Origin of the sequence: Nocardia sp. NPDC052001, assembly GCF_040680615.1 — a bacterium.
Lineage (GTDB): Bacteria > Actinomycetota > Actinomycetes > Mycobacteriales > Mycobacteriaceae > Nocardia.
Window position 1 is genome coordinate 56,055 of record NZ_JBFAXC010000013.1, and the last position, 25,024, is coordinate 81,078.

General features: G+C 65.9%; 23 protein-coding genes, 1 tRNA gene and 2 pseudogenes. 14 read left to right on the forward strand and 12 right to left on the reverse strand.

What is annotated here, in order from left to right; all coding sequences use genetic code 11:
- Positions 1-15 precede the first annotated feature (15 nt).
- The 4 genes from AB0L82_RS37215 to AB0L82_RS37230 all read right to left on the reverse strand — a co-directional run bounded on the left by AB0L82_RS37215 (position 16) and on the right by AB0L82_RS37230 (position 3,546).
- Positions 16-1,137 carry an epoxide hydrolase family protein gene (locus tag AB0L82_RS37215; protein WP_364647752.1) on the reverse strand — a complete coding sequence of 374 codons (1,122 nt, stop codon included), beginning with the start codon at positions 1,135-1,137 and terminating at the stop codon, positions 16-18.
- Between the two features lie 203 nt (positions 1,138-1,340).
- On the reverse strand, positions 1,341-1,535 hold the full coding sequence (locus AB0L82_RS37220; RefSeq protein WP_364647755.1) for a hypothetical protein: 195 nt from the start codon (positions 1,533-1,535) through the stop codon (positions 1,341-1,343).
- Positions 1,536-1,898: 363 nt separating this feature from the next.
- Positions 1,899-2,768 (reverse strand): ErmE/ErmH/ErmO/ErmR family 23S rRNA (adenine(2058)-N(6))-methyltransferase, encoded by an 870-nt coding sequence (gene erm, locus AB0L82_RS37225; RefSeq protein ID WP_364647758.1) that lies wholly within the window; start codon positions 2,766-2,768, stop codon positions 1,899-1,901.
- A 202-nt stretch (positions 2,769-2,970) separates the two neighbouring features.
- Positions 2,971-3,546: a CGNR zinc finger domain-containing protein gene (locus AB0L82_RS37230; protein WP_364647761.1), complete on the reverse strand. Its 576-nt coding sequence runs from the start codon at positions 3,544-3,546 to the stop codon at positions 2,971-2,973.
- Positions 3,547-3,650: 104 nt separating this feature from the next.
- Between AB0L82_RS37230 and AB0L82_RS37235 the strand changes: the two genes are divergently transcribed.
- From AB0L82_RS37235 to AB0L82_RS37250, 4 genes and pseudogenes are all read left to right on the forward strand, one after another.
- Complete coding sequence (locus AB0L82_RS37235) at positions 3,651-4,823, forward strand: epoxide hydrolase family protein (RefSeq protein ID WP_364647764.1); 1,173 nt, start codon at positions 3,651-3,653, stop codon at positions 4,821-4,823.
- A gap of 136 nt (positions 4,824-4,959) precedes the next feature.
- Positions 4,960-5,480 (forward strand): annotated as a pseudogene (locus AB0L82_RS37240) (zinc-binding dehydrogenase).
- A gap of 137 nt (positions 5,481-5,617) precedes the next feature.
- Positions 5,618-5,690: transfer RNA gene (locus AB0L82_RS37245), tRNA-Glu, on the forward strand.
- A 181-nt stretch (positions 5,691-5,871) separates the two neighbouring features.
- Positions 5,872-6,552 carry an alpha/beta fold hydrolase gene (locus AB0L82_RS37250; RefSeq protein ID WP_364647767.1) on the forward strand — a complete coding sequence of 227 codons (681 nt, stop codon included), beginning with the start codon at positions 5,872-5,874 and terminating at the stop codon, positions 6,550-6,552.
- Here AB0L82_RS37250 and AB0L82_RS37255 read toward each other — a convergent pair.
- Positions 6,549-7,445, reverse strand: coding sequence for an alpha/beta hydrolase (locus AB0L82_RS37255; RefSeq protein ID WP_364647770.1), 897 nt, complete (start codon positions 7,443-7,445; stop codon positions 6,549-6,551). The genes AB0L82_RS37250 and AB0L82_RS37255 overlap by 4 nt on opposite strands.
- A 41-nt stretch (positions 7,446-7,486) precedes the next feature.
- Here AB0L82_RS37255 and AB0L82_RS37260 point away from each other — a divergent pair, with 41 nt between their 5' ends.
- Positions 7,487-7,963, forward strand: a complete 477-nt coding sequence (locus AB0L82_RS37260; RefSeq protein WP_364647773.1) for a MarR family transcriptional regulator — start codon at positions 7,487-7,489, stop codon at positions 7,961-7,963.
- A 26-nt stretch (positions 7,964-7,989) separates the two neighbouring features.
- Here AB0L82_RS37260 and AB0L82_RS37265 read toward each other — a convergent pair whose 3' ends face one another.
- Both AB0L82_RS37265 and pip read right to left on the reverse strand, forming a co-directional pair.
- Complete coding sequence (locus tag AB0L82_RS37265) at positions 7,990-8,826, reverse strand: SAM-dependent methyltransferase (protein ID WP_364647776.1); 837 nt, start codon at positions 8,824-8,826, stop codon at positions 7,990-7,992.
- A gap of 409 nt (positions 8,827-9,235) precedes the next feature.
- Positions 9,236-10,210, reverse strand: a complete 975-nt coding sequence (pip, locus tag AB0L82_RS37270; protein ID WP_364647779.1) for a prolyl aminopeptidase — start codon at positions 10,208-10,210, stop codon at positions 9,236-9,238.
- 208 nt (positions 10,211-10,418) lie between these two features.
- Here pip and AB0L82_RS37275 point away from each other — a divergent pair, with 208 nt between their 5' ends.
- A complete protein-coding gene (locus tag AB0L82_RS37275; protein ID WP_364647782.1) occupies positions 10,419-11,453 on the forward strand; it encodes a YdcF family protein in 1,035 nt (344 codons plus the stop codon).
- Between the two features lie 59 nt (positions 11,454-11,512).
- Here the strand turns inward: AB0L82_RS37275 and AB0L82_RS37280 are convergent.
- Positions 11,513-11,730: pseudogene (locus tag AB0L82_RS37280) on the reverse strand (dihydrofolate reductase family protein); the annotation flags it as partial.
- A 183-nt stretch (positions 11,731-11,913) separates the two neighbouring features.
- Between AB0L82_RS37280 and AB0L82_RS37285 the strand changes: the two are divergent.
- Positions 11,914-12,600: a respiratory nitrate reductase subunit gamma gene (locus AB0L82_RS37285; RefSeq protein ID WP_364647785.1), complete on the forward strand. Its 687-nt coding sequence runs from the start codon at positions 11,914-11,916 to the stop codon at positions 12,598-12,600.
- Between the two features lie 79 nt (positions 12,601-12,679).
- Here AB0L82_RS37285 and AB0L82_RS37290 read toward each other — a convergent pair whose 3' ends face one another.
- From AB0L82_RS37290 to AB0L82_RS37300, 3 genes are all read right to left on the reverse strand, one after another.
- A complete protein-coding gene (locus AB0L82_RS37290) occupies positions 12,680-13,396 on the reverse strand; it encodes an alpha/beta hydrolase (protein ID WP_364647788.1) in 717 nt (238 codons plus the stop codon).
- 71 nt (positions 13,397-13,467) lie between these two features.
- Positions 13,468-13,926, reverse strand: coding sequence for a hypothetical protein (locus AB0L82_RS37295; protein ID WP_364647790.1), 459 nt, complete (start codon positions 13,924-13,926; stop codon positions 13,468-13,470).
- 26 nt (positions 13,927-13,952) lie between these two features.
- Positions 13,953-15,185: a DUF3533 domain-containing protein gene (locus AB0L82_RS37300; RefSeq protein ID WP_364647793.1), complete on the reverse strand. Its 1,233-nt coding sequence runs from the start codon at positions 15,183-15,185 to the stop codon at positions 13,953-13,955.
- A 172-nt stretch (positions 15,186-15,357) separates the two neighbouring features.
- Between AB0L82_RS37300 and AB0L82_RS37305 the strand changes: the two genes are divergently transcribed.
- The 5 genes from AB0L82_RS37305 to AB0L82_RS37325 all read left to right on the forward strand — a co-directional run bounded on the left by AB0L82_RS37305 (position 15,358) and on the right by AB0L82_RS37325 (position 22,028).
- Positions 15,358-18,639 (forward strand): BTAD domain-containing putative transcriptional regulator, encoded by a 3,282-nt coding sequence (locus tag AB0L82_RS37305; RefSeq protein WP_364647796.1) that lies wholly within the window; start codon positions 15,358-15,360, stop codon positions 18,637-18,639.
- 498 nt (positions 18,640-19,137) lie between these two features.
- A complete protein-coding gene (locus AB0L82_RS37310; protein ID WP_364647799.1) occupies positions 19,138-20,031 on the forward strand; it encodes a hypothetical protein in 894 nt (297 codons plus the stop codon).
- A 73-nt stretch (positions 20,032-20,104) separates the two neighbouring features.
- Positions 20,105-20,446, forward strand: a complete 342-nt coding sequence (locus AB0L82_RS37315) for a DUF5713 family protein (protein ID WP_364647802.1) — start codon at positions 20,105-20,107, stop codon at positions 20,444-20,446.
- A 135-nt stretch (positions 20,447-20,581) separates the two neighbouring features.
- Complete coding sequence (locus AB0L82_RS37320; protein ID WP_364647805.1) at positions 20,582-21,172, forward strand: helix-turn-helix domain-containing protein; 591 nt, start codon at positions 20,582-20,584, stop codon at positions 21,170-21,172.
- A 61-nt stretch (positions 21,173-21,233) separates the two neighbouring features.
- The gene (locus AB0L82_RS37325; protein ID WP_364648127.1) at positions 21,234-22,028 is read left to right on the forward strand and encodes an alpha/beta hydrolase; all 795 of its coding nucleotides are present in this window, start codon (positions 21,234-21,236) and stop codon (positions 22,026-22,028) included.
- Here the strand turns inward: AB0L82_RS37325 and AB0L82_RS37330 are convergent.
- Positions 22,021-22,956 carry an alpha/beta hydrolase gene (locus AB0L82_RS37330; RefSeq protein ID WP_364647808.1) on the reverse strand — a complete coding sequence of 312 codons (936 nt, stop codon included), beginning with the start codon at positions 22,954-22,956 and terminating at the stop codon, positions 22,021-22,023. The two genes, AB0L82_RS37325 and AB0L82_RS37330, sit on opposite strands and share 8 nt — an antisense overlap.
- 239 nt (positions 22,957-23,195) lie before the next feature.
- Here AB0L82_RS37330 and AB0L82_RS37335 point away from each other — a divergent pair, with 239 nt between their 5' ends.
- A complete protein-coding gene (locus AB0L82_RS37335) occupies positions 23,196-24,020 on the forward strand; it encodes an SDR family oxidoreductase (RefSeq protein ID WP_364647811.1) in 825 nt (274 codons plus the stop codon).
- A 245-nt stretch (positions 24,021-24,265) separates the two neighbouring features.
- Positions 24,266-25,018, forward strand: coding sequence for an SDR family oxidoreductase (locus AB0L82_RS37340; RefSeq protein WP_364647814.1), 753 nt, complete (start codon positions 24,266-24,268; stop codon positions 25,016-25,018).
- The last annotated feature ends 6 nt before the right edge of the window (positions 25,019-25,024 follow it).

Below are 25,024 nucleotides of genomic sequence, written 5' to 3' on the forward strand. Positions count from 1 at the left end.
GGACGGCACGCACGATCAGCGGAATAGGCGGAAGAATCCGCGCACCTGGTCGACCAGTGACGTCGGTTGTTCGAGTGCGGCGAAGTGGCCGCCGTGCGGTAGCTGCTCGAACCAGCGCAGGTCGGTGAACCGCCGCTCGGCCTCGCGCCGCGATGGGCGGGTGATGTCGCGCGGGTAGATCGACAGTCCGGATGGCGCGGTCACCTTGTCGCGGAAGTTGGCGAAGCTCTCCCAGTACAGGCGCGCGGAGGATGTGGCCGAGGCGGTGAACCAGTAGACCGAGATCTCGTCGAGAATTGTCTGCCGCGATACCGCGTCTTCGGGATGGCCGTTGTTGTCGGTCCACGCCCAGAACTTCTCGGCGATCCAGGCGGCCTGCCCCGCCGGGGAGTCGGTGAGACCGTAGCCGAGGGTCTGCGGCCGGGTCGCCTGGATCGCCGAGTAGCCACGGCCGGTGCGCTGGAACTCCTTCTCGGACTGCAGATTCGCCAGCTCCGCGGGCGTCGGGTCGTCGAAGGTGCCCGCCGCCACCGATCCCAGGTTCAGGTGTACGGCCGCGACGCGTTCGGGCGCCACCTCGCCCAGCGCGCCGGATACCGCCGAACCCCAGTCACCGCCCTGTGCGCCGTACCGCTCGTACCCCAGCGAGACCATCAACGCGTCCCAGGCGCGCGCGGTGCGAGTGACGCCCCAGCCGGTCGTCGATGGTTTGTCGCTCCAGCCGTATCCGGGCAACGACGGCGCGACCACATGGAACGCGTCCGCGGGGTCCCCACCGTGCGCGCGCGGGTCGGTCAGCGGGCCGATAACCTCCAGGAACTCGAGCACCGAACCCGGCCAGCCGTGCGTGAGCACGAGCGGGAACGCGTCCGGCTCGGGCGAACGGACGTGCAGGAAATGGATGCCCAGCCCGTCGATGGTGTCGCGGTACTGCGGGAACTCGTTCAGCCGATCGGCGAACCCGAAGTCGTAGTCCTCGGCCCAGCTGCGGCACAGCTCCTGTACGTATGCCAGCGGCACACCTTGCGACCAGTCCTGCACCGGCTCGCGCTCGGGCCATCGTGTCCGCCGCAATCGTTCACGCAGGTCCGCGATCTCGGCGTCGCTGATGCTGACCTCGAATGGCTCGGCCGACATGGCAAGGCTCCTCACTGGTCAAAGCGTCAGTGCATCGGATGCACGGATCCGCCAACCAGTAGCCATGGTCACCACGAGAATATTCCGAACAGCGGGTGGCGCCCATGACCGTCACCGACACCCGGACGGTCATGGGCGACAGCGAGCACGAGCCGTTGTCCATCGAACCCGGCGAGCAGTTGCCGCTCACCGGGGACCGATTATCAGCGCGCAGAACCGCTTTCGAGGAATTCCCGAACGAAGCAGAGCGGGCAGATGGGATCGAACGGCGCGGTGACGGCGGTGGTCGATGGTGCCGCCGGAGGCCCGCTCGGCGCGGCCGCGGCGAGCGCGGGTTGCAGGGCGAGCGTGGCCACGATCGCGCCACCGGCGATGACATTCAGCATGGGACGGTACATAAGTTCCTCCAGCTTGATGCGATGAGCCGTGAGACTAACAGGGTCGCGGCGCTGCGGTCATGCCCCCAATCCTCGCCGCAGTAAGCGCAATGGCGTGATCTCCACTCTGAATCATGCTTGTTCCCAATGCATTTCACTAGCCTCTCCACGCGGCGGCGATACTGATTGAAGACTTGCCGCGAGCATCTCAGCGGTCAGCGGAGTCGCAATCAGACCATCGGCAATGTCTCGACCGGTGCCGCGGTGGCCTGTTCGATGGCGAACCGGACCCGATGCGATGCGCGGCGGCCGACCAGTCGGATCCGAGTGGCATCCGAGACCAAGTCTCTGCCCGGTCAGCTGGACGGCCGCCGCGTGCGGCCCCTACACGGTGGCGATGCGCCTCGTTCGAGGCGGCTGTCCGGCGAGCGCCTCGTGCAGCGCGACCCACTGGTCCGGATGGACGTAGGCCACCACCGTGCCGGGTGCGATGCCCGCTGCGGCGAGTGCCGAATTCACGTGTGGGTAGCGGGTTTTCAGTGACGCGTCGACCGAGCCGCCGATCCCGGAGAAGCCGAGTTCGACGAGTTGCTCATACGATGCGCGATCGGCCACCAGCGGTTGCTGGCGACGGTCGATACGCACAATCGCCGCTTCGACCGCCGGAACCGGGCGAAACGCGTTGCGCGGCACCCGATCATGCAGCTGCCAGGTGAACCACGGCCAGCTCAACACCGTGCGCAGGCTCCAGCGGCCGTAGTCGCCAGTCCGTTTGCGGGCGTATTCCAGTTGCGTGAGCAGGGTCGCCGAGGTGAGTGCCGGTGAGTTCAGGCACCAATCCACGATCTCGGCGGTCGCCGAGAACGGGATATTGCCGACCACCGCGAACGGGGTACGCGGTGCTCGGGCACGGAGGAAATCGCCTCGCACTACCCGGATTTCGGGTCGTGCGCGAGTGCGCGCGGAGAGTTTCGCCGCAGGAAGCGGATCGAGCTCGTACGCGATCACCTGCGCGGCGCGGTCTGCCAGCGCGAGGGTCAGCGCACCCTCGCCCGCACCGGGTTCTAGGACGAGTCCGCGCGGATTCGCCACCTCCACAATCGATTCGACGGCCTGCCGGTTCACCAGGAAGTTCTGCGAGAGCTCACGGCGAGCCCGGTCTCGCGGTGTACGCCCACCGCCGGTGCCGACCTTGCCCTGAGTGTGCGAGTAGTCCTGATATCCGGAATTACGGGAAGAAAAGCGTTGCGCCACAGCACATGCCCTTTCGGGTCCTCGAGAAATAGATGGCTCTCGAAGGGCCCTGGGCGCGCCTGCCGACGCGGGTACGTGTCTACCTGCGACGGCTAGCGGGCCAGAGCCCGGCTGGAACGCACCCGCACGAAGAATTGGAAGCTACACATGGCAGCCACCCTAGAAACCGGCGTGCAACGCCGCAAACGATTTTCGGCGGCGACTACGTCGCAGCCTGTGCGCTTTTGCGCTGGGCGGCATTGAAACGTGCCTTCTTCTGCCGGTTTCCGCACGTGTTCATGTCACACCATCTGCGAGAACGACTTTGGCTGGTGTCGAAGAAGGCGGCGCGACAGGTCGGCGACGCGCACAGGGCGAGTTTCCCGCCCCGCTCACCGGAAATGATGCTGACCGCGTCGGCGGCGATCACGCTGAGGGCATCGTCGATTCGCGAGTCCGAGCCCAGTCGCCAACGCCGACGTCCGTCGGCGGTCAGGATCGCCGCGGGGCTACCCGCGATGCTGCGGTCATTGATGATCTGGACCGCGGACTCCGGGAGCGACTCGTGGCATGCGGCCGCGGTCGCGGCGACGTGAATCGCTTCCCGTAACTCGCGAGCGAGGGCGAGCTGGGCGGGAGTGCAGGAATCCACGTCGAGGCCGTACACCGCCAACCAGTCGATGAGTCGCCGCGGTGTGGGAATGCGCTCCACGGCGGTGCCGTGACGCTCGGACAGCGTCCCGGTGAAGCTCGTGGCCAGCACGCTACCGAGGCGAAAATCGGGAAACCCAGCAGGCATGGAACCACCTTAGCTGGTTGCGGGCCGGTCGGAGGACATGTTAGAACCGTCTTAGACGGTTCACTACGAACCTGGACCGGCTGACACGACGACCAGGAGGACTCATGCCCCGTCCGACCAGCGACGTGCACGCATTCGACACCCACGTCCCCGACGCCGACCTCGAGGATCTGCGCAGGCGATTGGCGGCGGCTCGGCTACCGGAACCCGAGACGGTCCACCGGGCCGAGCCGGGCCCCGGCCGATGGAGCCAAGGCGTTCCGCTCGCCGACCTCATCGATCTCGTGACCTACTGGCGGGACGACTACGACTGGCGGCCGTTCGAGCAGCGCCTCAACCGAATCGGCCAGTACCGCACCACCATTGACGATCTGGGTATCCACTTTTTGCACCGGCGATCCCCGCGAACGGACGCCACTCCACTGCTCCTGACGCACGGGTGGCCGGGCAGCATCGCCGAATTCGTCGATGTGATAGACGATTTGGCGGATCCGGCAGCCCCGGACGCGCCCGCGTTCCACGTCGTGGTCCCGTCGCTGCCGGGCTTCGGTTTCAGCGATAAGCCGGACACCACCGGGTGGGGAACCGAAAAAATCTCTGCCGCATGGGTGCAACTCATGACAAGGCTCGGCTACGACAGGTTCACCGCGCACGGCGGCGATTGGGGCGGCAATATCACCACGGTGCTCGCCGGTCGATTCCCCGAGCACGTGCTCGGCATCCACACCACCTTCGCCGAAGCGCCGCCCGGGCTGACGACCGACGGGCTGACCGCGACCGAGCGCGCATGGACCGAGGAAACCCACGACTTCTGGCACCATCGCGCGGCGTACGCGAAACAGCAGGCGACCCGGCCGCAGACCATCGGCTATTCGCTCGTCGACTCTCCGGTCGGACTTCTCGCCTGGATCCTGGACAAGTTCGCCGAGTGGTCCGACACCTCGGACAGCCCGTTCGAGACGATGTCCCGGGACCGAATTCTCGACGATGTCACCCTGTACTGGCTGACCCGGACCGGTGCGTCAGCGGCGCGCATCTACTACGAGAGCCACAATTCGCTCGACCCCGAGCTGCGGGTCGATGTTCCGTCGGCGATCACCATCTATCCCCGCGATATCGAGAAATACCCGCGTCCGTGGGCGCAGCAGCGGTATCGGCACATCGTCCGATGGCGATCGCCCGAATCCGGGGGACATTTCCCGTCATTGGAGGTTCCCGAGTACTTCGTCCAGGACCTGAGGGAAGGTCTCTCGGCAGTGCTGGCCGCGCAGCGGTGAACCTGATTGCCACGCGGGAGCGGCCTCGTGACCGATTTGTCGTGTCGTTCGCGGGTGGCTGGCCGCTCCTGCAATGATCGATGCCGATGAGAATGGCTCGCTCCGATGGCTCCACGAACACCAGGAGACGGCAACGATGCAGCAGCACAATGGTGGACGTCGAGCCGACGTTAGCAGGGCGGTTCGGCTCGAATCATTCGGTGGCCCTGAGGTATTGACCGTTCAGGACGTACCCGAACCCCAGGCGGGCAATGGGCAGCTGCGGGTTCGGGTCACGGCCGCGTGATTGAACCCGATGGATTGGGTGATGACCGCCGACGCCGAGACCGCCGCACGCTAATGGGCACCGTCACAGCGGCACTGGATCTGCACGGCACCGACACGGTGCGCGCCGTCCGCGAACTCGGCGTCCCGGACAACCGCATCTGGACCATCGCGACCGTGCTCGAAGGGATCCCCGCGGCCACCGGAGCCAACGCCGCGCCCGACGCGCTCGAGAAGATCGCGCGATTGATCGCCTCCGGCAGTCTGCGCGTACCCATCGCCGCGACATTCCCCGTCGACGACATCCGCACCGCTGTCGAACTCCAAGCGGACCGGCACGTCCGAGGCAAGGTCGTCATCGACCTCTGCCCCTTCGACGCAGAGATCCGCTGACATCAGCGGACTTTGCGTCGAACACCGCCAGACCAGGGTTCAGGGGCAAGGGCACATCAACTCGCACAACGGTTTTCACCGTCTGTACGGAAAGTCCTTTGCCGCAATCGTTCTCGGATTCTACGATTGCCATCGGTCGCGAAGTAGCTCAGTTGGTAGAGCACCATTCGCTCAGACGGGAAGGCGCGGGTTCGATTCCCGCCTTCGCGACCGAATAAGCGGCAGGTCACTGATCGCGCATTCTCGGATTCGCGAGTTGATTCAGCGTTGGCAGGGATCTACGCACGAACCTTTTGCGCACCAGCCGAAGTGATCGCGCCCGCTCGGGAGCGGAATTACCCCTGCGGGACAATGGTTCCATCGGACTGGTGGCGAGAGAGGAGTGGGCGTGGTGAGCACTTTCGTTCTGATTCCTGGCGCATGTCACGGCGGGTGGTGGTTCGAGCCGGTCGCGCAGCGGCTACGCGAGTTGGGGCACATCGCCTATGCGGTGACGCTGACCGGGCTCGGGGATCGGGCGCATTTGCTCAATGCGTCGGTGAATTTGGATACGCACATCCGTGATGTGCTGGCACTGCTGGAGAATGAGCGTTTGGATGAGGTCATCCTGGTCGGGCACAGCTATGCGGGCATGGTCGTGACTGGCGTGGCCGATCGGATGGGTGAGCGGGTCGACGCGTTGATGTACGTCGATGCTTTCGTTCCCGGCAATGGGGACGCCGCGTGGAATCTCACCAATGACGAACAGCGCGCCTGGTATATCGACGGGGCATCCGATGACGGAATCGGGATAGCACCGCTGCCGTTCTTCGACCCGCGCGCCACACCGCATCCGCTGGCGTCGGTGGTTCAGCGCCTGCGGCTGATCGGACCCGAGCGCACCTTCCGGCGCAAGGATTACGTGTACGCGGCGCAGTTCGACAACAGTCCCTTCACCTCGACTTATCAACGGCTGCAAGGGGATTCGGACTGGAACGTGCATGAGATGGCGGCTCGGCACAATGTGCTCGCCGATGGTCCCGAGCAGTTCCTCGAACTGCTGTTGTCCACCGTCCCCGACGCGTTCGACTAAACGCCGAGGTGTTGGACGAGGAAGAGCGCCGCGCGGTCCAGCGCATGGTCGGCTTCATCCAGTGTGCCGGTGAAGGATTGGAAGACGTGCGGTACGTCGGCGGTGATGTCGAGGATGACATCCACCCCTGCGGCTCGCGCACGCTCGGCCAAGCGGGTGGAATCGTCCAGCAGCATTTCATTGCTGCCCGCCTGGAGCAGCAGCGGCGGGAAGCCACCCAAATCGGCAAGCACAGCCGGGCTGAGCAGCGGCTGATGTGGGTCCTGACCCGCGGCATACATGGCACCGTTGTGGTCGAGACTTTCCCGGGTGAACAGTGGATCGATGCCCGCTTTGGTGCGCATGCTGTCTCCGGTGCGGGTCGCGTCGAGGCCGGGTGAGAACGCCACGATCGCGGCGGGCAGGGGCAATCCGGCGTCGCGGGCGGCCAGGCAGGTGGTGATGGTCAGTCCCCCGCCCGCGGAGTCACCGGCGAATGCGATGGCCGAGGGGTCTTCGCCGCTGTCGAGCAAGGCCCGGTAGGCGTTCACGGTGTCCTCGATCGCGGCCGGGAACGGATGTTCGGGCGCGAGCCGGTAATCCACCGATACGGCTCGACATCCGGTGCGGGTCACCAGGTTCGCGGTCAGTGACATCGCGGTCTCGGGTGAACCGCTGATGAAACCACCGCCGTGGAAATACAGGATCGTTCCGGGGCGCACGGTTTTCGCCGGTTCGACGAGCACGGCGGGCCGGGTGCCGAGGGTGGTGGGCCGAGTGTGTATCTCGCTCGGCACGTTCATCTGGGTCATCAGCGCCCGGAATCCCGTGCGGATCTCCTCGATCGATCGATTTCCGGCCGGTCGCGGCTGGCGTAGCAGTGTGTCGATCCGCGCGCGTTGCTCCCTGCTCATATGCACCTTCCTAAGAAGTATCTTCCAGTACACTATATGCCATGGAATACATATCAGCGAGCGCGCCTGTTGACCTGCCGAAACTGTTCTCCGACCTCGTGCGGTGCGAGACGCGGCTCTATAACGCGCTCAACGATCGCCTGCGCGAACGCCACGGGATCGTCACCTCGCAGGTGGAATTCCTGCGGTTCCTGCGCGAACATCCGGGCGCGCGGGTAGCCGACCTCGCGAGCGAATTCGCCGCGGGCGTCGGAGCGATCAGCAAAGGCATCGACCGCTTGGAGCAGCAGGGATGGGTTGCGCGTCAACCGAATCCCGCGGATCGCAGATCGTCGCTGCTGGCATTGACCGAAGACGGCATGCGCCTGGTGCGGGCGACGGACGACACCTTCGCCGAGTGCCTGACCGAGTTGCTCGGCAGCAATCTGCCGAGCTCATCGCTATCGACTGTCGCGCAAGCTTTTTCGCAGCTGCGCGGCATCCTCGAGCAGGCCGGGATCGGTACGCCCGCAGGCTGACCGATCCACGGCTCGATATCTTCGGGCTACCGCTTGCGGCCGACACCGCCGACGATGCAGTGCCGCACGGCGCTGAGATGGGTCAGTCGCGGACCGTCCTGCCACCAGTCATCGCACAGCACCAGTCCGGGTTCGATCATCTCCAGATCACCGAACATGGCCTGGATTTCCTCGCGGGTGCGGAAACGCCCGCTGCCCATCGGACTGTGAATGAACTTGTCCTCCATATTCACCGCCAGCTCGCTGAGCTCGGGCTCCTCGGGATCCTTCGGATCGAAGAAGTGCGAGATCGCCACGAACGATCCGGACGGCAGTGCGTCGATATAGGTCTGCATGATCTCGGGCGCGTCCGTGCCGAGATAATGGTGCAACGTTCCGACCTGCAGTAGCGCCAGCGGACGAGTGAAATCCAAATTCTCGACAACCGATTCGTTCTTGAGCACTTCCAGCGGCTGGAAGATATCGGCGGTGGAGATGGTGGCCCTATTGTTCTCCGCCAGCAACGCCCGCCCGTGCGCGAGCACCATCGGATCGTTGTCCACGTACACCACGCGCGCATCGGGATTGACGCGCTGCACCACCTGATGGGTGTTCTCGGCCGTCGGCAACCCCGACCCGAGATCGAGGAACTGGTCGATCCCCGCATTGCGAACCAGGAAGCGGCACACCCGAATCAAGAAATCACGATTGGCCCAGGCCAGGTCGGTGGCCTGGGGTGCGACGGACTGTACCCGCGCCAGCACCTCCCGATCCACCTCGAAGTTGTCCTTCCCGTGGAGGAAGGCATCGTAAACCCGGGCGATGCTGGCACGGGTGGTGTCCACCCCTACCGGCACCGAGCTCGGGTAGTCGGACTCGGGCATCGCAGACTCCTGAGTGTGGTGTGTCCAGATCGCCACCAGTATGTAACAGCCACGTGGCGAATTTCGCGCGAATGCGTTGATCACCAAGAGCTTTGGATGCGCGGTGAAATCGCCGATAGCGCATCTGGGCTGGTAGAGGCCAGATCCTGGGCAATTGCCCGAGAGAGGTTTTCTTACGCGAACGTCAATATCTCCGGCGAGCCGAGATGATCTCGGCCCGTTGCCTTTCGGGCGCCCACAGCAGAGCGACCGGTCGGTCTTATGTCGACGGCCGTTCTCCCCCAACCCCATGATCGCCGAGCAGCCACACCCGAATCTCTCTGCGACACAACGTTTTGCGCGCAACGCGGCCCCGCTTCGGCTCGAATTCGCCTGGACCGATCATGGGCCGCCGCTCGATACAGACTCTTTACGTGGTCTCGTCGATATCAGTCCGGGCAAAACGGGCAACAGCGCGGGCGAGCGCCTCGCCCATCGCCGGGCTGCCAGTATGACCGGAATCGTCGATGACGTGCAGCCGAGCGTCCGGCCAGGCTCGCGCGAGTTCCCATGCGGTTTCGAGCGGAGCGCTCAAATCCAGGCGTCCGTGGATGAGTTCGCCCGGAATCCCGGCCAGCCGATGAGCCTCGCGCAAGAGCACCCCTTCCTCGAGCCAGGCCGCGTGCGCGAAATAGTGCGTGCAGATCCGGACAAAGGTGAGCAACTCCGCATCCGGTTGGGCGCTGTATTGGCCTGGACTGCCGTGGGATTCGTGTGCGATGGCCGCATCCTCCCAGCGACACCACTCGATCGCGGCGTTGCGGCGCATCTCCGGGTCGGGGTGTTCGAGCAATCGCCGATAGCCCTCGACCGGGTCGCCATCGCCGGGGACCAAGGTCAGGAACCGCGCCCACTGCTCGGGCAGCAGTCGCCCGAGACCCCGATACAGCCAATCGATCTCGCGACGCCGTGTGGTGGTGACGCCGATCAGCACGATCCCGGTGACCCGCTCCGGATAACGCTCGGCGTACGCGAGAACGAGCGTCGACCCCCACGAGCCGCCGTACAACAACCAGCGGTCGATGCCGAGATGGATGCGCAGCCGCTCCATATCGGCGATCAAGTGCTCGGTGGTGTTCACCGCCATATCGGTGTCCGGATCGGCGGCGTTCGGAGTACTGCGCCCACATCCGCGCTGATCGAACTGCACGATCCGAAAGACGTTCGGATCGAACGACTTCCGCGCCCGCGCACTACTGCCGCTACCCGGCCCGCCATGCACCACCAGCACCGGCCGACCGGCGGAATGGCCACTGGTGCACCAGTACATCCGATTGCCGTCACCAACCTCGAGCAGGCCGTGGGCGTAGGGATCGATCAGGGGAAATGACGTCGGCACAATCATCGAGGCTATCGGAGGCCCTTGACCGTTCGCGTCCGGCGGAAGTATCGACGCATCGGCACGATGGCATTGCCGCCGGGCCGCGTTGCCCGATTTTTGCCCTTCGGAGATCGGAGGGTTTACGCCGGGGCGGAGCGGGAATCGACCTTGTTGTCGGTGACAGGCACCGATGGTGTGGTTCGGCGAAGGCGACGAACTGGGAGGATTGATGATGGCCGCGGCGTTGCTGTCCATCGGCTCGATCTTGGTGGCTCTGGGGGCATTTCGGATCACGCGGGAACCGCGCCGACTGTCGACGGGGTGGGTGCTGCTGGCGGCGGCGCTGCTACTCGCGGCTGGTGCGGCTGTGCTCATCGGCGATCTCGCCGATATCTCGGTGACAGTGCCGCAGATCGCGGGCGCGGCGGCGGGCGTGCTGGGCAGCATCGGTATCGCCTTGGTGGCGAACGGGTTTGTGGTGGTACGGCGCGAAGGACGGTCACTGACCACGCTCTCGCCGATGGTTGTCGGGGCGGGACTGGCGATGATGGGGGTCGTGATCGCCGCGATCGCGATCGCCGTCCCGGCCCCCGCACCGGTGACCGCGTTGGCCGTGATCCTGTGCGCCATCGGCGGATACCTGGTGCTGCATCTGATCGCGTTCGGCGGATACGCGCTGCTCTACGACGCTCTCCCCAGTCGCGAACAGGCAGATGCGATCGTGATCCTGGGGTGCGGACTCAACGGCCGAGAGGTCACTCCCCTGCTTGCCGCGCGCCTCGACCGAGGAATCGACGCCTACCACGCCGCGGCGGTGGACTGTCCGCAGCCGGTGATCGTCACCTGCGGTGGCCAGGGCGGCGATGAGGGCACCTGTGAAGCCGATGCCATGGCAAGGCATTTGATGGCACGGGGCATTCCCGCGCATGCGATCGTCCGCGAACGCTACTCGCGCAATACCGAGGAGAACATCCGAAACTGTCTGCGCCAGCTCGACATTCGCGGAATTCCGGCCGACAAGATTCGAATGACGTTTGTTACCAGCGATTTTCACGTGCTCCGCACCGCGGCGCTGACCCGGCGCGCCGGCATCGACGCCGGAGTGGTCGGCGCCCGCACCGCCGCGTATTTCGTCCCCGCCGCGTTCCTTCGCGAGTACGTCGCGGTGCTGACCACGCACTACCGGCGCACCCACCTCACCACCGCGGCGCTCACCTTCGCCGCGTTCACCGCGGTCGTCGCCGAGGCCGCGCTTCCACCTCACTGAACCGAGCACACCGGAGATGCCTGCAATCGGGCCGCACGAGTCGATCGTGCGGCCCGTTCTCATCTCCTCGTCTCGCTTCGGGTCATCGTCACGCCACCGGGAATAGTATTGCTCTGCAACAGATTCAGACTCACCAGCTGTCCAGCAGGTGAAGAACGGCATGCCGCCACCCACCAGAACCGGATGGGTGAGGATCACGTACTCGTCGATCGGCCCGGTCCGCATGGCCGTCGCGGGCAAGCGTCGAACCGCCGATATCCATCGGGCCCGTGCCCTCGGGCCGGGCCACCGTGCAGGATTCCGTGTCCGTACGACGAAACACGTTGCGGGACAGCCAGTTCTACCGACGATCTGGAGGTGATCGCCCGTTTGGGACCGTAGAGTCCTTGTGCCCTAGATCGCGGTCCGCGAATTTGCGAGGGTGATTCACGCCTGGCATCCAGAATCGGAAGGAGAACGCATGCCGTCTCTGGTGTGGATCGTGTTGCCCTACGGTGCTTTTCTGTCCTTCGTCGGCGGTCACCTATGGCGGGCGCGGCACGACGGATTCCGCCGTTACACCAGCGGAGCTGATCTGGACCAGGCCGAGCGCATCGGGTCGACAGCATTCGGAATTGCCGCGAGTCTGATCGTCGTCGCAAGGATCGCCGATTCACTGACCTCGGCAACGCCGTCCCCACCACAGGGTGGCATCTACTCGAGCATCACGATCATCGAGATAATCGCGATACCGCCCGCGGTCATCGGCGCCGCACTGCTGGTGATTCCGAATTTGATCGCCGCCACCGGTGGACGACCGATCACTCCGCTGGACCGCGCGACATTGCCCACCCTGGCCGCCGTGCTGCTGTCCGGGGTCATTGTTCGTCTCGACTCGATCCATTCCGAGAGCCGAAGCTCGCAAACACTATTCGCCTGGTTCCGGTCATTGCTCACCATTCACCCGCACGCCGACACGATGTCGCACGCCCCGCTGCTGTACCAGGCGCGCGGACTGATCCTGTTACTTTTCGTCGCGATCTGGCCCTACACCCGACTCGCCGGCACGTTCGCGCGCCCGGTCGTCACCACAGTCGAAGGCATCACCTCGCGCCTGAAGGCTCGATCACGGCGTCCCGCTCGGGTGACTGCATCACATCTCTCGTAACCGATACTCACCTGGATCGTCGGCGAAGACGACGAGTCCGGGGCGGCTGAGCAGCCGTCCCGGAGAGATCGCCGAGGAGTTAGACGGTGGAGGCGGTGGAGATGAGGTCGGCGATGGGGCCGGGGTGGCTGAGCGTGGCGGCGTGACCCGCGTCGAGGTCGATGGTGGTGGCCTTCATGCGCTCGGCCATCTCACGCTGTCCAGCCGTGGGAATCATCTGGTCGCGGGTCGAGATGGCGTAGTAGCTGGGCAGCGTCTTCCAGGCCGGGGGCCCGGCGGGCTCGAGCATGGCGGCCAAGGCGAGGGGACGTTGGGTAGCAGCCAGTACGGCTGCGGTGTCGGGGGCGGTGTCGGGGGCGAACGCCTCGCGGTAGCAGGCGGGGACGATGCTGAGTTCAATGTGCGGGGGGCCATGCAGCGGGGCGGGACCGGGCAGGGGGCGGGCCTGAGTGACCTGCTGGGCGCGGCCGCCGAACTTCTCATCGAGCTGTCCGGCGGATTCGCCCTCGTCGGGGGCGAAGGCCGCGATGTAGACCAGCGCGCTGACCTGGTCGAGACCGGTGGCCGCGTGGGAGATGACGGCGCCGCCGTAGGAGTGGCCGACCAGGGTGATCGGCCCCGGAGTCGTGGCCAGGACGGTGCGCAGGTACTCGGCGTCGTGGTGCAGTCCGCGCAGCGGGTTGGCAACGGCGATGACGGGATGGCCGCGGCGGATGAGTACGTCGGCCACGGTGTTCCAGGTGCCGGTGGCATCGGCGAACGCGCCGTGCACAAGGACGATGGTGGAGTTGGTCACGATACTTCTCCTCGAGATGAAATGGGTTGGGGTACTGACGGATTCGGCTGGCTCGGGACGGCTGACGTGACTCACCGGCGACGACGCTCGTGGCGCGAGTCCCGCTCGGCGTGACGCTGCTCATGCTGTTCGTCGCGGCGGCGGTGGCGATCGGCTCGCTCGTTCTGGCGTGCCCGGTATCGCTGGGAATCGGTGATGACCAGCCGCCCCCAGGTAACCTGGCCGGTGATTTTCAGCAGCGGCAGGTCCGGTTCGGGGGCGCCGCCCACGGTGACCTCGACGCCCGCGCCGTTGGCGGTCAGCGTGCCGGTGTCCACGCCCCAGCCGTCGGGGACGATGAGAGTGATCCGTCCGGCCTGGCAATTGACGTGGACCTCGATTTCGGACAGCGCGCAGTCGGCCTCGGTGAAGTCCAGCAGGACCGAGCCCATCGTCGAGGTGGCGTTGATCTGGGCGGGGACCTGCCAACGGCCGGTCTTCGAGACCGAGCCGAGGGCGCTGGTAATGGTCAATGGTGCCGTGGGGTTCATCGTGGGCTCCTGATGAGTTGTGTTGGTCATGCGGGTTGCGGTGTGCGTTCGTGCGTACTGGTCCGCACTCGTCCGGTGCGGTCGTAGAAGGCGGCGGTGCCGAGCCCGAAGACAAGACTGAGCACCAGCCACGAGATGACCGCGAGCACAGCGGTGGCCAGGTGGTATTGGGTCGTCGGGAAGATCAGTTCGCGAGCCGCAGTGGTGATGTGGCGCATCGGCAGCACATCCCCCAGCCAGCGGAACACCGCAGGTTGCAGTTCCGGCGGATACGCTCCGCCCGAGGAGGGCACCCCGAACACCACCAACACGACGGTGGCCACCAGGGCTCCGGGTGCCCCGATCACGGCCAGCAGTGCCAGGGGAACCACTCCCGCGGTGGCGACGGCCAGGACCGAGAAGCCCCACAGCGCGATCGGATGCGCGGCGGGCATCCCGAGTGCGACCACCGCGAGGGTCTCGATCACCGTGGCCGCGACCACCGCGCACCCGGCCAGCACCCCCACCTTGACCAGCAGGGTGTGCACGCGGTTGATCGGCAATGGTGATCGAGTCGAGCGCTGGTGCAGGAACTCCCGCGGGGCGAATCCCAACGCGCCGTCCACTCCGGAGTGCAGTAGCTGGGCCAGCAAAAATCCGGTCAGGATCAGTACCAGCGCGTAGTAGAACGCCGCCATCCCACCCGCGCTGTGCATGGGCACCGAATTCAACGGTGTGACAATGACTTTCAGCGGATCCTCGAGCAACGCCCGCGAGGTGGGCGCATCGGCCGCAGCCGCCGCGAGGTCGGCGCCGATGCGGTGGGACAGCTGGTTCAACACGGACTCGGCCACACCCACCGCGGTACCCGTGGCGGCCGGACCGGCCAGCGGGTTGCTCAGCACGGTCACCGGCACCGGTGCGCTGCCCGGTGTGGTCAACGCGGTGATCCGGGCGGTGAACTCGGGCGGGATCACCACCGCCGCGTACACCTCGTTGCGAGCCAGCATCTCGCGCGCCGAGGCCTCGGTGCCGACCCGGACCCAACGTGCGGCGTTGTGCGCTGATCCGGTGAACACCTGCTCGTCCAGCTGGGTACCCACGCGCTGGGTATCGGCCCCGGTGTCGGCGTCGACCCAGGCGATCGGCATCTGCTGATTCGGGGTGTCGGTGTCGAGGACACCGCCGAGGTAGCCCAGCGTCAATACCCCGGCGAGCACCGCGGCGAACACGGTGAACACCCATATCTTCGGACTGCGTAACAACGCGGTCGCTCGCATACCCACCAACTCCCTGAGGTTTCCCGACGCCCTGACCGGGCTGGTCGAGGTCGAGACCAACCTTGATCGACGGCGATAAACGCGGGTTTGGGCGTAGTGGACGGGATCGGTTGTCCGGCTATTTATCTGGCGTTTATCCCGCCGAGGATTACCGCCGTATGCTTCGACCGGCATGATCACGTTCCAGGTACTCGGCTCACTCCAGGTGCGGGAGGGCGAATCCGCGATTGAGCTCGGCGGTTCCCGGCATCGCGAGATACTCGCTCGACTACTGCTGTCGCGCGGACAAGCCGTGTCGGTGGAGCGGCTGGTGGACGACCTGTGGGGCGAAGAACCACCGCGGCACGCCATCGCGACCGTGCGCACCCTCGTGTTCCACCTGCGCCAGGCCCTCGAACCGCGCCGCTTGCCGAGAACGCCCGCTAAGGTGCTGACCACCGCTGCTTCGGGATACGTGCTGCGGGCCGAATCGGGGGCCACCGACATCGGGCGGTTCGAAGCGTTCATCGACGAAGGCACCGAACTGCTGGCACGAAACCAGGCGGCGGACGCGCTGACCCGGTTCCGGCAGGCGTTGCAGTTGTGGCGAGGCAGGCCATACGCCGAGTTCGCCGACTACCAGTGGGCGCGGTCCGAAATTTCGAGGCTGATCGAACTTCGGCACGTTGCGTTGGAAGGCAAGACCACGGCGTTGCTGGAACTCGGCCGCTCCGCCGAGGCCATACCCGATCTCACCGCGCAGGTGGCCGAACACCCTCTGCACGAGGAGGGTTGGCGGTTGCTGGCGTTGACGCTCTACCAATCGGGCCGCCAAGACGACGCGCTGGCGACATTGCAGCGAGTGCGGACCGTATTGCGCGAAGAGATCGGGATCGATCCCGGCCCCAAACTACGGCAGCTCGAAGCCGACATCCTGGGTCAGGCTCCCGGCCTCACCCCACGTCCCTCGGCTCAGCAGCCGAGCGTCGTGACGGCGACCGAGACGTCCGAGGCCGACCGATACTTGACCGACGAGCCCTTGGCGGGCCGCACCGCCGAGGTGGACCGGCTTTCTCGGCTGGCAGCCGCGGCGGATACCGGGCATCGGCAGCTGGTTCTCGTGGAAGGCCCCGCGGGAATCGGCAAAACGACCTTGGTGTCGCACCTGCTCACCCGATTGAAAACCGAAGGATGGACGGTCACCACCGCCCGATGCCCGGAGCTGGCCGGCGCACCCGGAGGCTGGCCGTGGTGGGAGATCCTCGACCAGCTCGCCGTCGCTCACCATCCACCGGCGCCGGAGCTCGCCGGATTACTGGGCAGGGCCATCGCCGATAAGCCGGTGAGCGCCGATAACGCGACTGCCAACCTCTTCCGGTTCTGCGGCGCGCTGATCGCACACCTGAAGGGGGTGGCGAATGACGGACCGGTCCTGCTCGTGGTCGAGGATCTGCATTTCGCCGACGCGGACACGTTGACTCCGCTGGTCGAAGTGGCGCGCCGACTCGACACGGACCGGCTGCTGGTGATCGGCACGCTCCGTCCGGGACCGCATTCGGAGCCGCTGGCCAACGCACTGGGCCAGTTGGCCGTTCAGCAGCCGGAGCGAATCGAGCTCGGCGGCTTGGACGTCGCGGCCGTCGCCGCGCTGGTGCGGATGGCCGCCGCACTCGACACGGACGCCGAACTCGCCGCGCGTATCGCCGAACGCACCGGAGGCAACCCGTTCCTGGTGCGCGAAGTGGCCCGGCAACTCGCGACGGCAGGGCCGCGAGCGGCCCTGTCCCAGGTTCCCAGCGGGGTGCGAGACGTCCTCGGTCTGCGGCTGGCCGGGCTGCCGGAACCGGTGCGCACCCTGGTGCGCAGTGCCGCCGTGCTCGGCGACGAATTCGATCTCGATGTGCTCGCCGCGCTCGTCGACGGCCGAGGACCTGCCGCCGAGCCTGACTACGAGGCAGTGGTCGAGGGCATCGAGGTGGGATTGGCCGCAGGCATTCTCGACGACGGCACCACCGATGGCACGGTCCGCTTCACCCACGCGCTCATGTACGAGGCCGTCTACGCCAGTATCTCCACACCCCGCCGGACGTTATGGCACCGGCAGGCCGCCGCCGTGCTCGAACGACTCCAGCCGCACAACGTCGCGGCCTTGGCTCGCCATCACCTGCACGCGCCGACCGCGCAATCGGCCGCGGCAGCCGTCCGGTATGCGCGGGCGGCCGCCGACCAGGCCGCCGCCCGCTTCGCCTTCACCGAGGCCGAAAGGCTCCGCCGTGCCGCGCTGACCCTGATGGACCGCTTCGGCGACACCACTCGCGAACGGCTGACCCTGGTCGGGGAGCTGATCGAGGCGCACGCCTACCTCGGTGATCGGGAGGCGATGCGCGAATTGCAAGCGGCGGCGGTGGAGCCGCTGACGGCCGCGGCCGATCCCGCGATGACCGCCCGGATCATGGTGTCGGCTGACCCCGCCAACCCGCTGCTGGCCGAGCGGCGCGTCAATCCGCAACACCACGTGCACCTGCAACGAGTGGTCGGATTACTGGAGCAGAACCTGCGCTCGCTGCCCGAGGGGGACAGCGAGCTACGCGTGCTGTTGCTGACCAAACTCGCCAGCAAGTTCTACGGGGACCCGTCCGATCGTGGCAGGCAGGCCGCCATGGAAGCGATGGCGATCGCCGAGCGCATCGAACTGTCCCCCGATACCCGCGCCGAGGTTCTGATCGCCGCCCACACCCAGACGTTCTGGGTGCCGGGCAAGCTCGACGAGCGCGCTCGGGTAGCCGCGGAGCTGGTCGAACTGGCCGGCACGCACCATCTCGTCGCGTCCGAACGGCTCGGCCTGCTCTGGCAGATCTACACCGCCGAGCGGCGCGGGGATCTGGCCGAGACAGCAACGGCGATAACCGAATTGGACCGGCACTCACGCCGCTACGACCATCCGCCCAGCGCGGCCCGGGTGCTCTGGCATCGAGCGATGCTGCTCGAACTGGCCGACGCACCCGATGCCGAAGTGGCCGCGGCCTATCGGGCCGGTGCACAGGCACTGGAAAACGCCGGGGTCCAGCGCGCGGACAAGCTGCTGGTGACCGTCGACTGGTGCCGAGCCTATCGAGCGGGCCGCGCCGCGGAATTCCTGCCGGAGCTGCTTCGCGACTACCCCAACTGGCCGGCCTCGGCACCCCGGTTCGCGCTCACCCTCGCCCTGGCCGGGGAGCACGAACGCGCCAAGCACCTGCTCCATACCGCCCCGCCGCCCCCGCAGGATGCCAGCTACGAACTCGACATCGCCCTCATCGGCCTCGCCGCCGCAATCGTCGGCGAATACGACATCGTCGCCGACGCCTACCGGACCCTGCTACCGATAGCCGAGGAGATCATCGGACCCGGTGCGTGTGTGCTGCTACCGGCCCGGCGGGTCCTCGACGAACTCACCGCTGCTCTCGACCACGCGGCACGCAGCACCGCACCCTAGATCGCGGCGGCCGTTTCTCGCTACCACTGCGGACAGGGCGCTGCCGATGATGCTTGTCCAGCCCGTTCGGGACGGACCAGCATACGAACCGTGCGGCGCTGCCCGATTTCCGTCCGCGATCGAAACAGACGTCAGTTCTCCCGACTGAACTTCGACGCCGTCGGCACTTCCTGCTCAGCCACGGCCCCGACGAACTCACCCGATGCAAGCACTGATGCGTGATCATCGTTGGGGCGCAGGCGGCCACCTGGCCGACTCACTGGATGGACGTGGTTCAGCCCGGACATTGGTCGTAACCCGGAAACGACATTGGGGCCGGTACCGCTTCTGCGGTACCAACCCCACTCGAGTCGATTCGTGCAATGACAAGACGAAAAAGCAGTGGGCGGCATAGGGATTTCCTCTGCGGGTGGGTGATATGAAATCGTGCTCATGGGGGTTTCGGGGCTATGCCGACGCGACACCGGAACCGGCGATTCGATGTACAGGGGGACGACGATGGCCGAAGCACGTACGGGAAAGGGCGGCTTCATCTTCGGAGGCCTCGTCATGATGCTGTTCGGCGCATTTCTGCTGTATACCGCGTATGACATCGCGCACGAGACCGGCTCATGCGCCGGGGAGACGATGCGGGCTGGGGACAGGTGTGAGCATGTCGGCCGTGCGACCTTGCGCACCAATAGCGTTGACGAGGAGAAGTCCGAAAAGCACAGCTCCGCGTGGGGGAACGCCGGCATCGGCATGGTGTTCGTCCTTCTCGGCGGCGGAATCATCTACCTCGGACTGCGCCCACCCACTCCCGTTGGGGCACAAGACTCCTCGCGCACATCGACCGCTCCCGCTCCGACCACAAGTCATACCGGTCGTGACGAAGCGCTCGGCGCGCTGGCCCGCGGTGAGGTTGTTACCTTCGGTGAATTGTCCTTGGGCCCCAACGGACTTCGCACCCGCAAGGGTGAGTTGGCGTGGACCGAAATCGAGAACGCGAAGCTGGACGGTCCGCAAATCATCATCAACAAACGCGGCAAACTCGTTCCGATCGTTCTCACGCCCAAGAAAGTGCCGCAGGGCCGGTTGGCGGTGGACCTGATCGAGCACATGCGTACCAGCCTGGCCGCTACCGCCCTGGGACCCGACGCCCACCAAGCCCTCGACGCACTCGAGCGAGGTGAGGTACTGACCTTCGGCACACTGACCCTCGACCGCAATGGACTCCGCACCCCCGAAGGCGATCTCGCCTGGAGCCAAATCCGCACCATCAAGCTGGACCGCAACGACATCGCCATCTTCCCGCACGGCAAGTGGGTTCCGATTCTCGTGCCTCAGGCCGACGTTCCACAGCACACGCTGGTGGCAGGACTCGCGGACCACCTCATGAGCAGACTGCCCTGAACGATCTGCCCGCCCGTTTGTCGGTGGGCTGCGCCATGATCGACGCGTAATCAGTCCTCGTGGATGGAGCACCATGGCGATCACGAACCAGCAGGTGGTGGGGCGCACGTTTCTGCAACCCTTGTATGCGGACCCGTACTTCCCCGATCACGTGCTCGACAAGTGCACCGCGATCCTGCTTCGCCTGTGCGAGCGAATCGAGGCCGACAAGCCCTCCGACCTCGCCGCCCTGTACGTGCTCACTTGGGCCGCGACCGAGGAATTCAACCTTCTGGAAGAGGAGTTCGAGGCCGCCGGGAGCGAGATCGAGACCGTGGCACGCGAGGAGATCGCCGAGGACTTCGCCTTCATCGCCGCGGCCTACGGGTTCACCGACGCGGACGCGGAGGAATTGATCGCCACCCGAGACTGGTGAGCGCGATCCGACCCGGTGATACGGTTGCCACCTCGATGAATGTCCGTTGATTGACAGGTTGTGAGCTGACTGGTGGCCGAATCCGTTGCTGTCGAAGGCGAATCCGGGCGGGTGGGCCCGCGGACTCGGCGGGGAGTGCGGACTCGGGGGGCGTTGATCGCGGCGGCTCGGGAGGTCTTCGAGCGGGACGGGTATCTCGACGCTCGGATCTCGGATATTTCCAAGGCGGCGGGAATGGCGTCAGGGTCGTTCTACACCTATTTCGACAGCAAGGAAGAGATTTTCGCGGCCTTGGTGGAGCAGGTGCAGGATGAGATGCTGCATCCGCATCTGCGTGAGCGCAGCGGGGTCACCGATGCTCGGACGCTGATCGAGATGGCCAATCGCGATTATCTGTTGTCGTACAAGCGCAATGCCCGGTTGATGGCGTTGTTCGAACAGGTCGCGCATGTCGATGAGAATTTCCGGCGAATGCGAGTGGAGCGGGGTAAAGCGTTCGTGCAGCGCAACGCGCGGATGATTCGGGCGCTACAGGAGTCGGGGCAGGCCAGCGCCGAGCTCGATCCCACGATTACCGCGCACGCGCTCTCGGCGATGGTGAGCCGGATGGCGTATACGGTTTTCGTTCAGAATCAACGCATTTCGTTCGAGAAGCTGGTGACGACTCTGACCCAGCTGTGGATCAACGGACTACAGCTGACACCGCTCACGCCTGCGGACGGCTAGGTAGCGCCTCCCAGTCCGGGAAGGCTGGTCGACCCGGAATGATGTGAAGATCTGTCTGGTGATGTACACGACGACCCCCGATGGCACCACTATCGCCTATAACGTCAAAGGCGAAGGGCAACTGCTCATCCTGTTGGCCGGGCAGGCGAACAACCATCACTGGTGGGACGGAATTCGCGACGACTTCCACACCGGCCGGGCCACCCTCACGATGGATTACCGCGGCACAGGCGAGAGCGACAAGCCCGATATGGCGTACAGCACAGAGCTTTTCGCCTGCGATGTGATCGCCGTTCTCGATAACCTGGGCGTCGATCGTGCCGACGTCTACGGCACGTCCATGGGAGGACGGGTAGCCCAGCAACTCGCTGCGCGGTACCCACAGCGAGTGCGCTCGCTCGTACTCGGCTGCACCTCACCGGGAGGCCCACACGGATTCGAGCGTGGGAACGAAGTGCGCAGGTCGCTGGCGCAAGCCGATCAAGGTGCCGCACGGCACGCTCTGCTGGAATTGATGTACACCCCGGAATGGCTCGCCGCCCATCCCGGCCCCTACCAGACCCTCGGCGATCCAGCGATACCCGCTCACGCCCGACGCCACCATCTCACGGCGAGCGGAACGCACGACGCGTGGGACCTGTTGCCTGACATCAGCGCCCCCACGTTCGTCGTGCACGGCAGCGACGACCTCCTCAACCCCGCTGCCAACGCATCCGTTCTCGCACAACGCATTCCCGGAGCCGAACTGCACATCATCCCCGGAGCGCGACACGCCTATTTCGAGGAGTTCCGCACCACAGCGAGTCGTCTCGTCCTCGACTTCCTGACTACCGCCACCGACGGCGAGATCAGTTAGCTACTTCGCGGGCGAAATCGATCAGCGCCGCGTTGACTTCGGTTGGGCGCTGTTGCTGAATCCAGTGGCCCGCGCCCTCGAGAATGATCGAGCCACGCAGATCTGTCAGTACCGCGGACATTTTCGCCAACGGGGTGAATTGAATGACCGGATCAGCAGAGCCTGCGATGAACAGCGACGGCTGGGTGACTTTGGTGTCGGCGAGATGGGCGGTGCGTTCCCAGCTGCGATCGAGATTGCGATAGTAGTTGAGCCCGCCGGTGAAGCCGGTCGCGGTGAAAGTCTCGACGTAGTAGTCGAATTCGGCAGGAGTGAGCCACGGTGGCAGCGGCGGTTCGGCGGAGTCGGTGTCGAGGAACGTGCGCGCGCTGAGCACCTCGTCTTGCAGCAGGGTTCGCCGCACGTCCGACGCGAGGACCTTATCCGCGACACCGGGCTCTTGGAACCAGCACATGTAGAAGTCGTCGCCGAGTCGCGAGCGCAGAATCGACACCGGCGGTCCGGAGGAGCGGGGTGTGGCCGGAACACTCAGACCGGCGACCGCGCGCACGCGATCGGGATAGGCCCGCGCCAGCTGCCACACCACCGACGCGCCCCAATCGTGGCCGACGAAGATCGCGTCCTCGATACCGCGGGCATCGAGCAGCCCGACCAGATCCGCGCACACGGTCAGGAGGTCGTACTCCTCGATCCGCTCGGGCCGCGAACTCCCGCCGTAGCCGCGCATATCCGGGGTCAGCGTCCGAAACCCCGCGTCGGCGAGCGCGAAAACCTGGTGCCGCCAAGAGAATCCGAGTTCGGGGAACCCGTGACAGAACACCACCGGCACCCCGTCGCCGTGCTCGACGACCCGCAGTTCGATGCCATTGGCCGCCACCTGGGCGCTGCCGAGCCCTTGCCAGTCCTGGAGTAGATCTCGTGCGGTCACGGTTGTCCTTCATCTCGCGTCTGAGCCAGGGGTCCGGAGTGGCACACACGCTATGCAAAATTGACGCCGAGTTCAACTACGGGATGAATTCCTTTGTGTCACACAGTTTTCAATCCCGAACCATGCCACTCCCCCATCCCGGGACTCTTGAACGCGGACGCGCGGGCGAGTAGACAGACGAGATCATCGACTCGAATCCGGCTTCGGGTTCGAGCATCCGACTCGACAGAGGAGTACTCGTGCAGGTCGCGGGAAAGATCGCGGTGGTTACCGGTGGCGGCGGCGGCATCGGCGGTGCGCTGGCCGCACGGCTGGCGCGCGAGGGGGCACGGGTCGTGATCGCCGATCTCGATGCCGACGCCGCGGCGAGCGTGGCCGCCGCCATCAACGAGACCCATCCGAAATCGGCCATCGCGATGGGCTCCGATGTCTCCGATATCGCCCAGATCGAAGCCCTGATCGCCCGCGCCGAAACCGAATTCGGCCCGGTCGACTTCTACTTCGCCAATGCCGGTGTCGCCGGACCCGTCGGCATCGGTGACGACGACGCGGCCTGGGCGACCACGATCGACGTCAACCTCCAAGCCCATGTGCGCGCCGCGCGCCTGCTGCTCCCCGGCTGGCTCGAACGCGGCGAAGGCTACTTCGTCAGCACCGCGTCGGCGGCCGGTCTGCTCACCCAGATCGGTTCCGCCGCATACTCGGTCACCAAACACGCGGCCGTCGGCTTCGCCGAATGGCTGTCGGTGACCTACGGCGATCGCGGCATCCGGGTCAGCTGCCTGTGCCCGATGGGTGTGGAGACCGCGCTGCTGCGCGCGGGCGAGAACTCCGGCGACGCGCTCGGCGCGGCCGCGACCCGCGCGGTGACTTCGGCCGGTGCGGTGCTCACCCCGGACGAGGTCGCCGAGATCGTCCTCGCCGCGATCGATGACGAGCGATTCCTGATCCTGCCGCACCCCGAGGTACTGGACATGTACCGCCGCAAGGGCGGTGACTACGACCGCTGGCTGTCCGGTATGCGCCAGTACCAGCAGCGCCTGCTGGACAGCGCCACATCCTGAAAACCTGAATCCGGATTCGACATACCGGATATCACCGCTGGTGGGCGCGCTACGCTGGCATTCATGTGTCGCGAGTCACAGCACGGACCGCACCGCACACCCTTGACCCGTGAGGCCTGCGTCACGCATGGTTTTCATGACTTACCAAGCGCTTAGTAATCGACTCCGAGTCGGTGGCGCTGACGACGCGCGGCGGGTGCACGACCGCCCGATCCGGATCGCCCGACCTCCGAGAGGACCACTCTGTGAACAGATTCGACGGCAAAACGGCGATCGTGACCGGCGCGAGCCGGGGCATCGGCCTGGGCATCGCCCAGCGTCTGGTGGACGAGGGTGCGAAGGTCGTGATCACCGCGCGCAAGCAGGAGGCGCTCGACGAGGCGGTCGCGAGCCTCGGCGGCCCGGCCCATGCGCTGGCCGTCGCGGGCAAGTCCGATGACATCGCGCATCAAGCCGATACCGTCGCGCGCGCCATCGAGACCTTCGGCAGCGCCGATCTGCTGGTCAACAACACCGGCATCAATCCGGTCTTCGGCCCGATGGTCGAACTCGATCTGGCCGCGGCCCGCAAGATCGTCGAGGTGAACTGCCTGGCCGCGCTGTCGTGGGTGCAGCAGATCTACAAGGGCTGGATGCATGAGCACGGCGGTGCGGTCGTGAACATCTCCTCGGTCGCGGGCACCAAACCCGCCCCCGGCATCGGCTTCTACGGTGCCAGCAAGGCGATGCTCACCCACATCACCCAGGAACTCGCGGTCGAACTCGGTCCCGATATCCGGGTCAACGCCGTCGCCCCGGCCGTGGTCAAAACCAAATTCGCCAGCGCGCTCTACGAAGGCCACGAAGCCGAAGTGGCGGCGAACTATCCGCTCAAACGACTCGGCGTCCCCGAGGACATCGGTGGCGTGGTGGCGTTCCTGCTCTCGCAGGACGCGAGCTGGCTCACCGGACAGCTGGTGGTCGTCGACGGCGGCGTCACGCTGACCGGCGGCGTCTAACTCCCC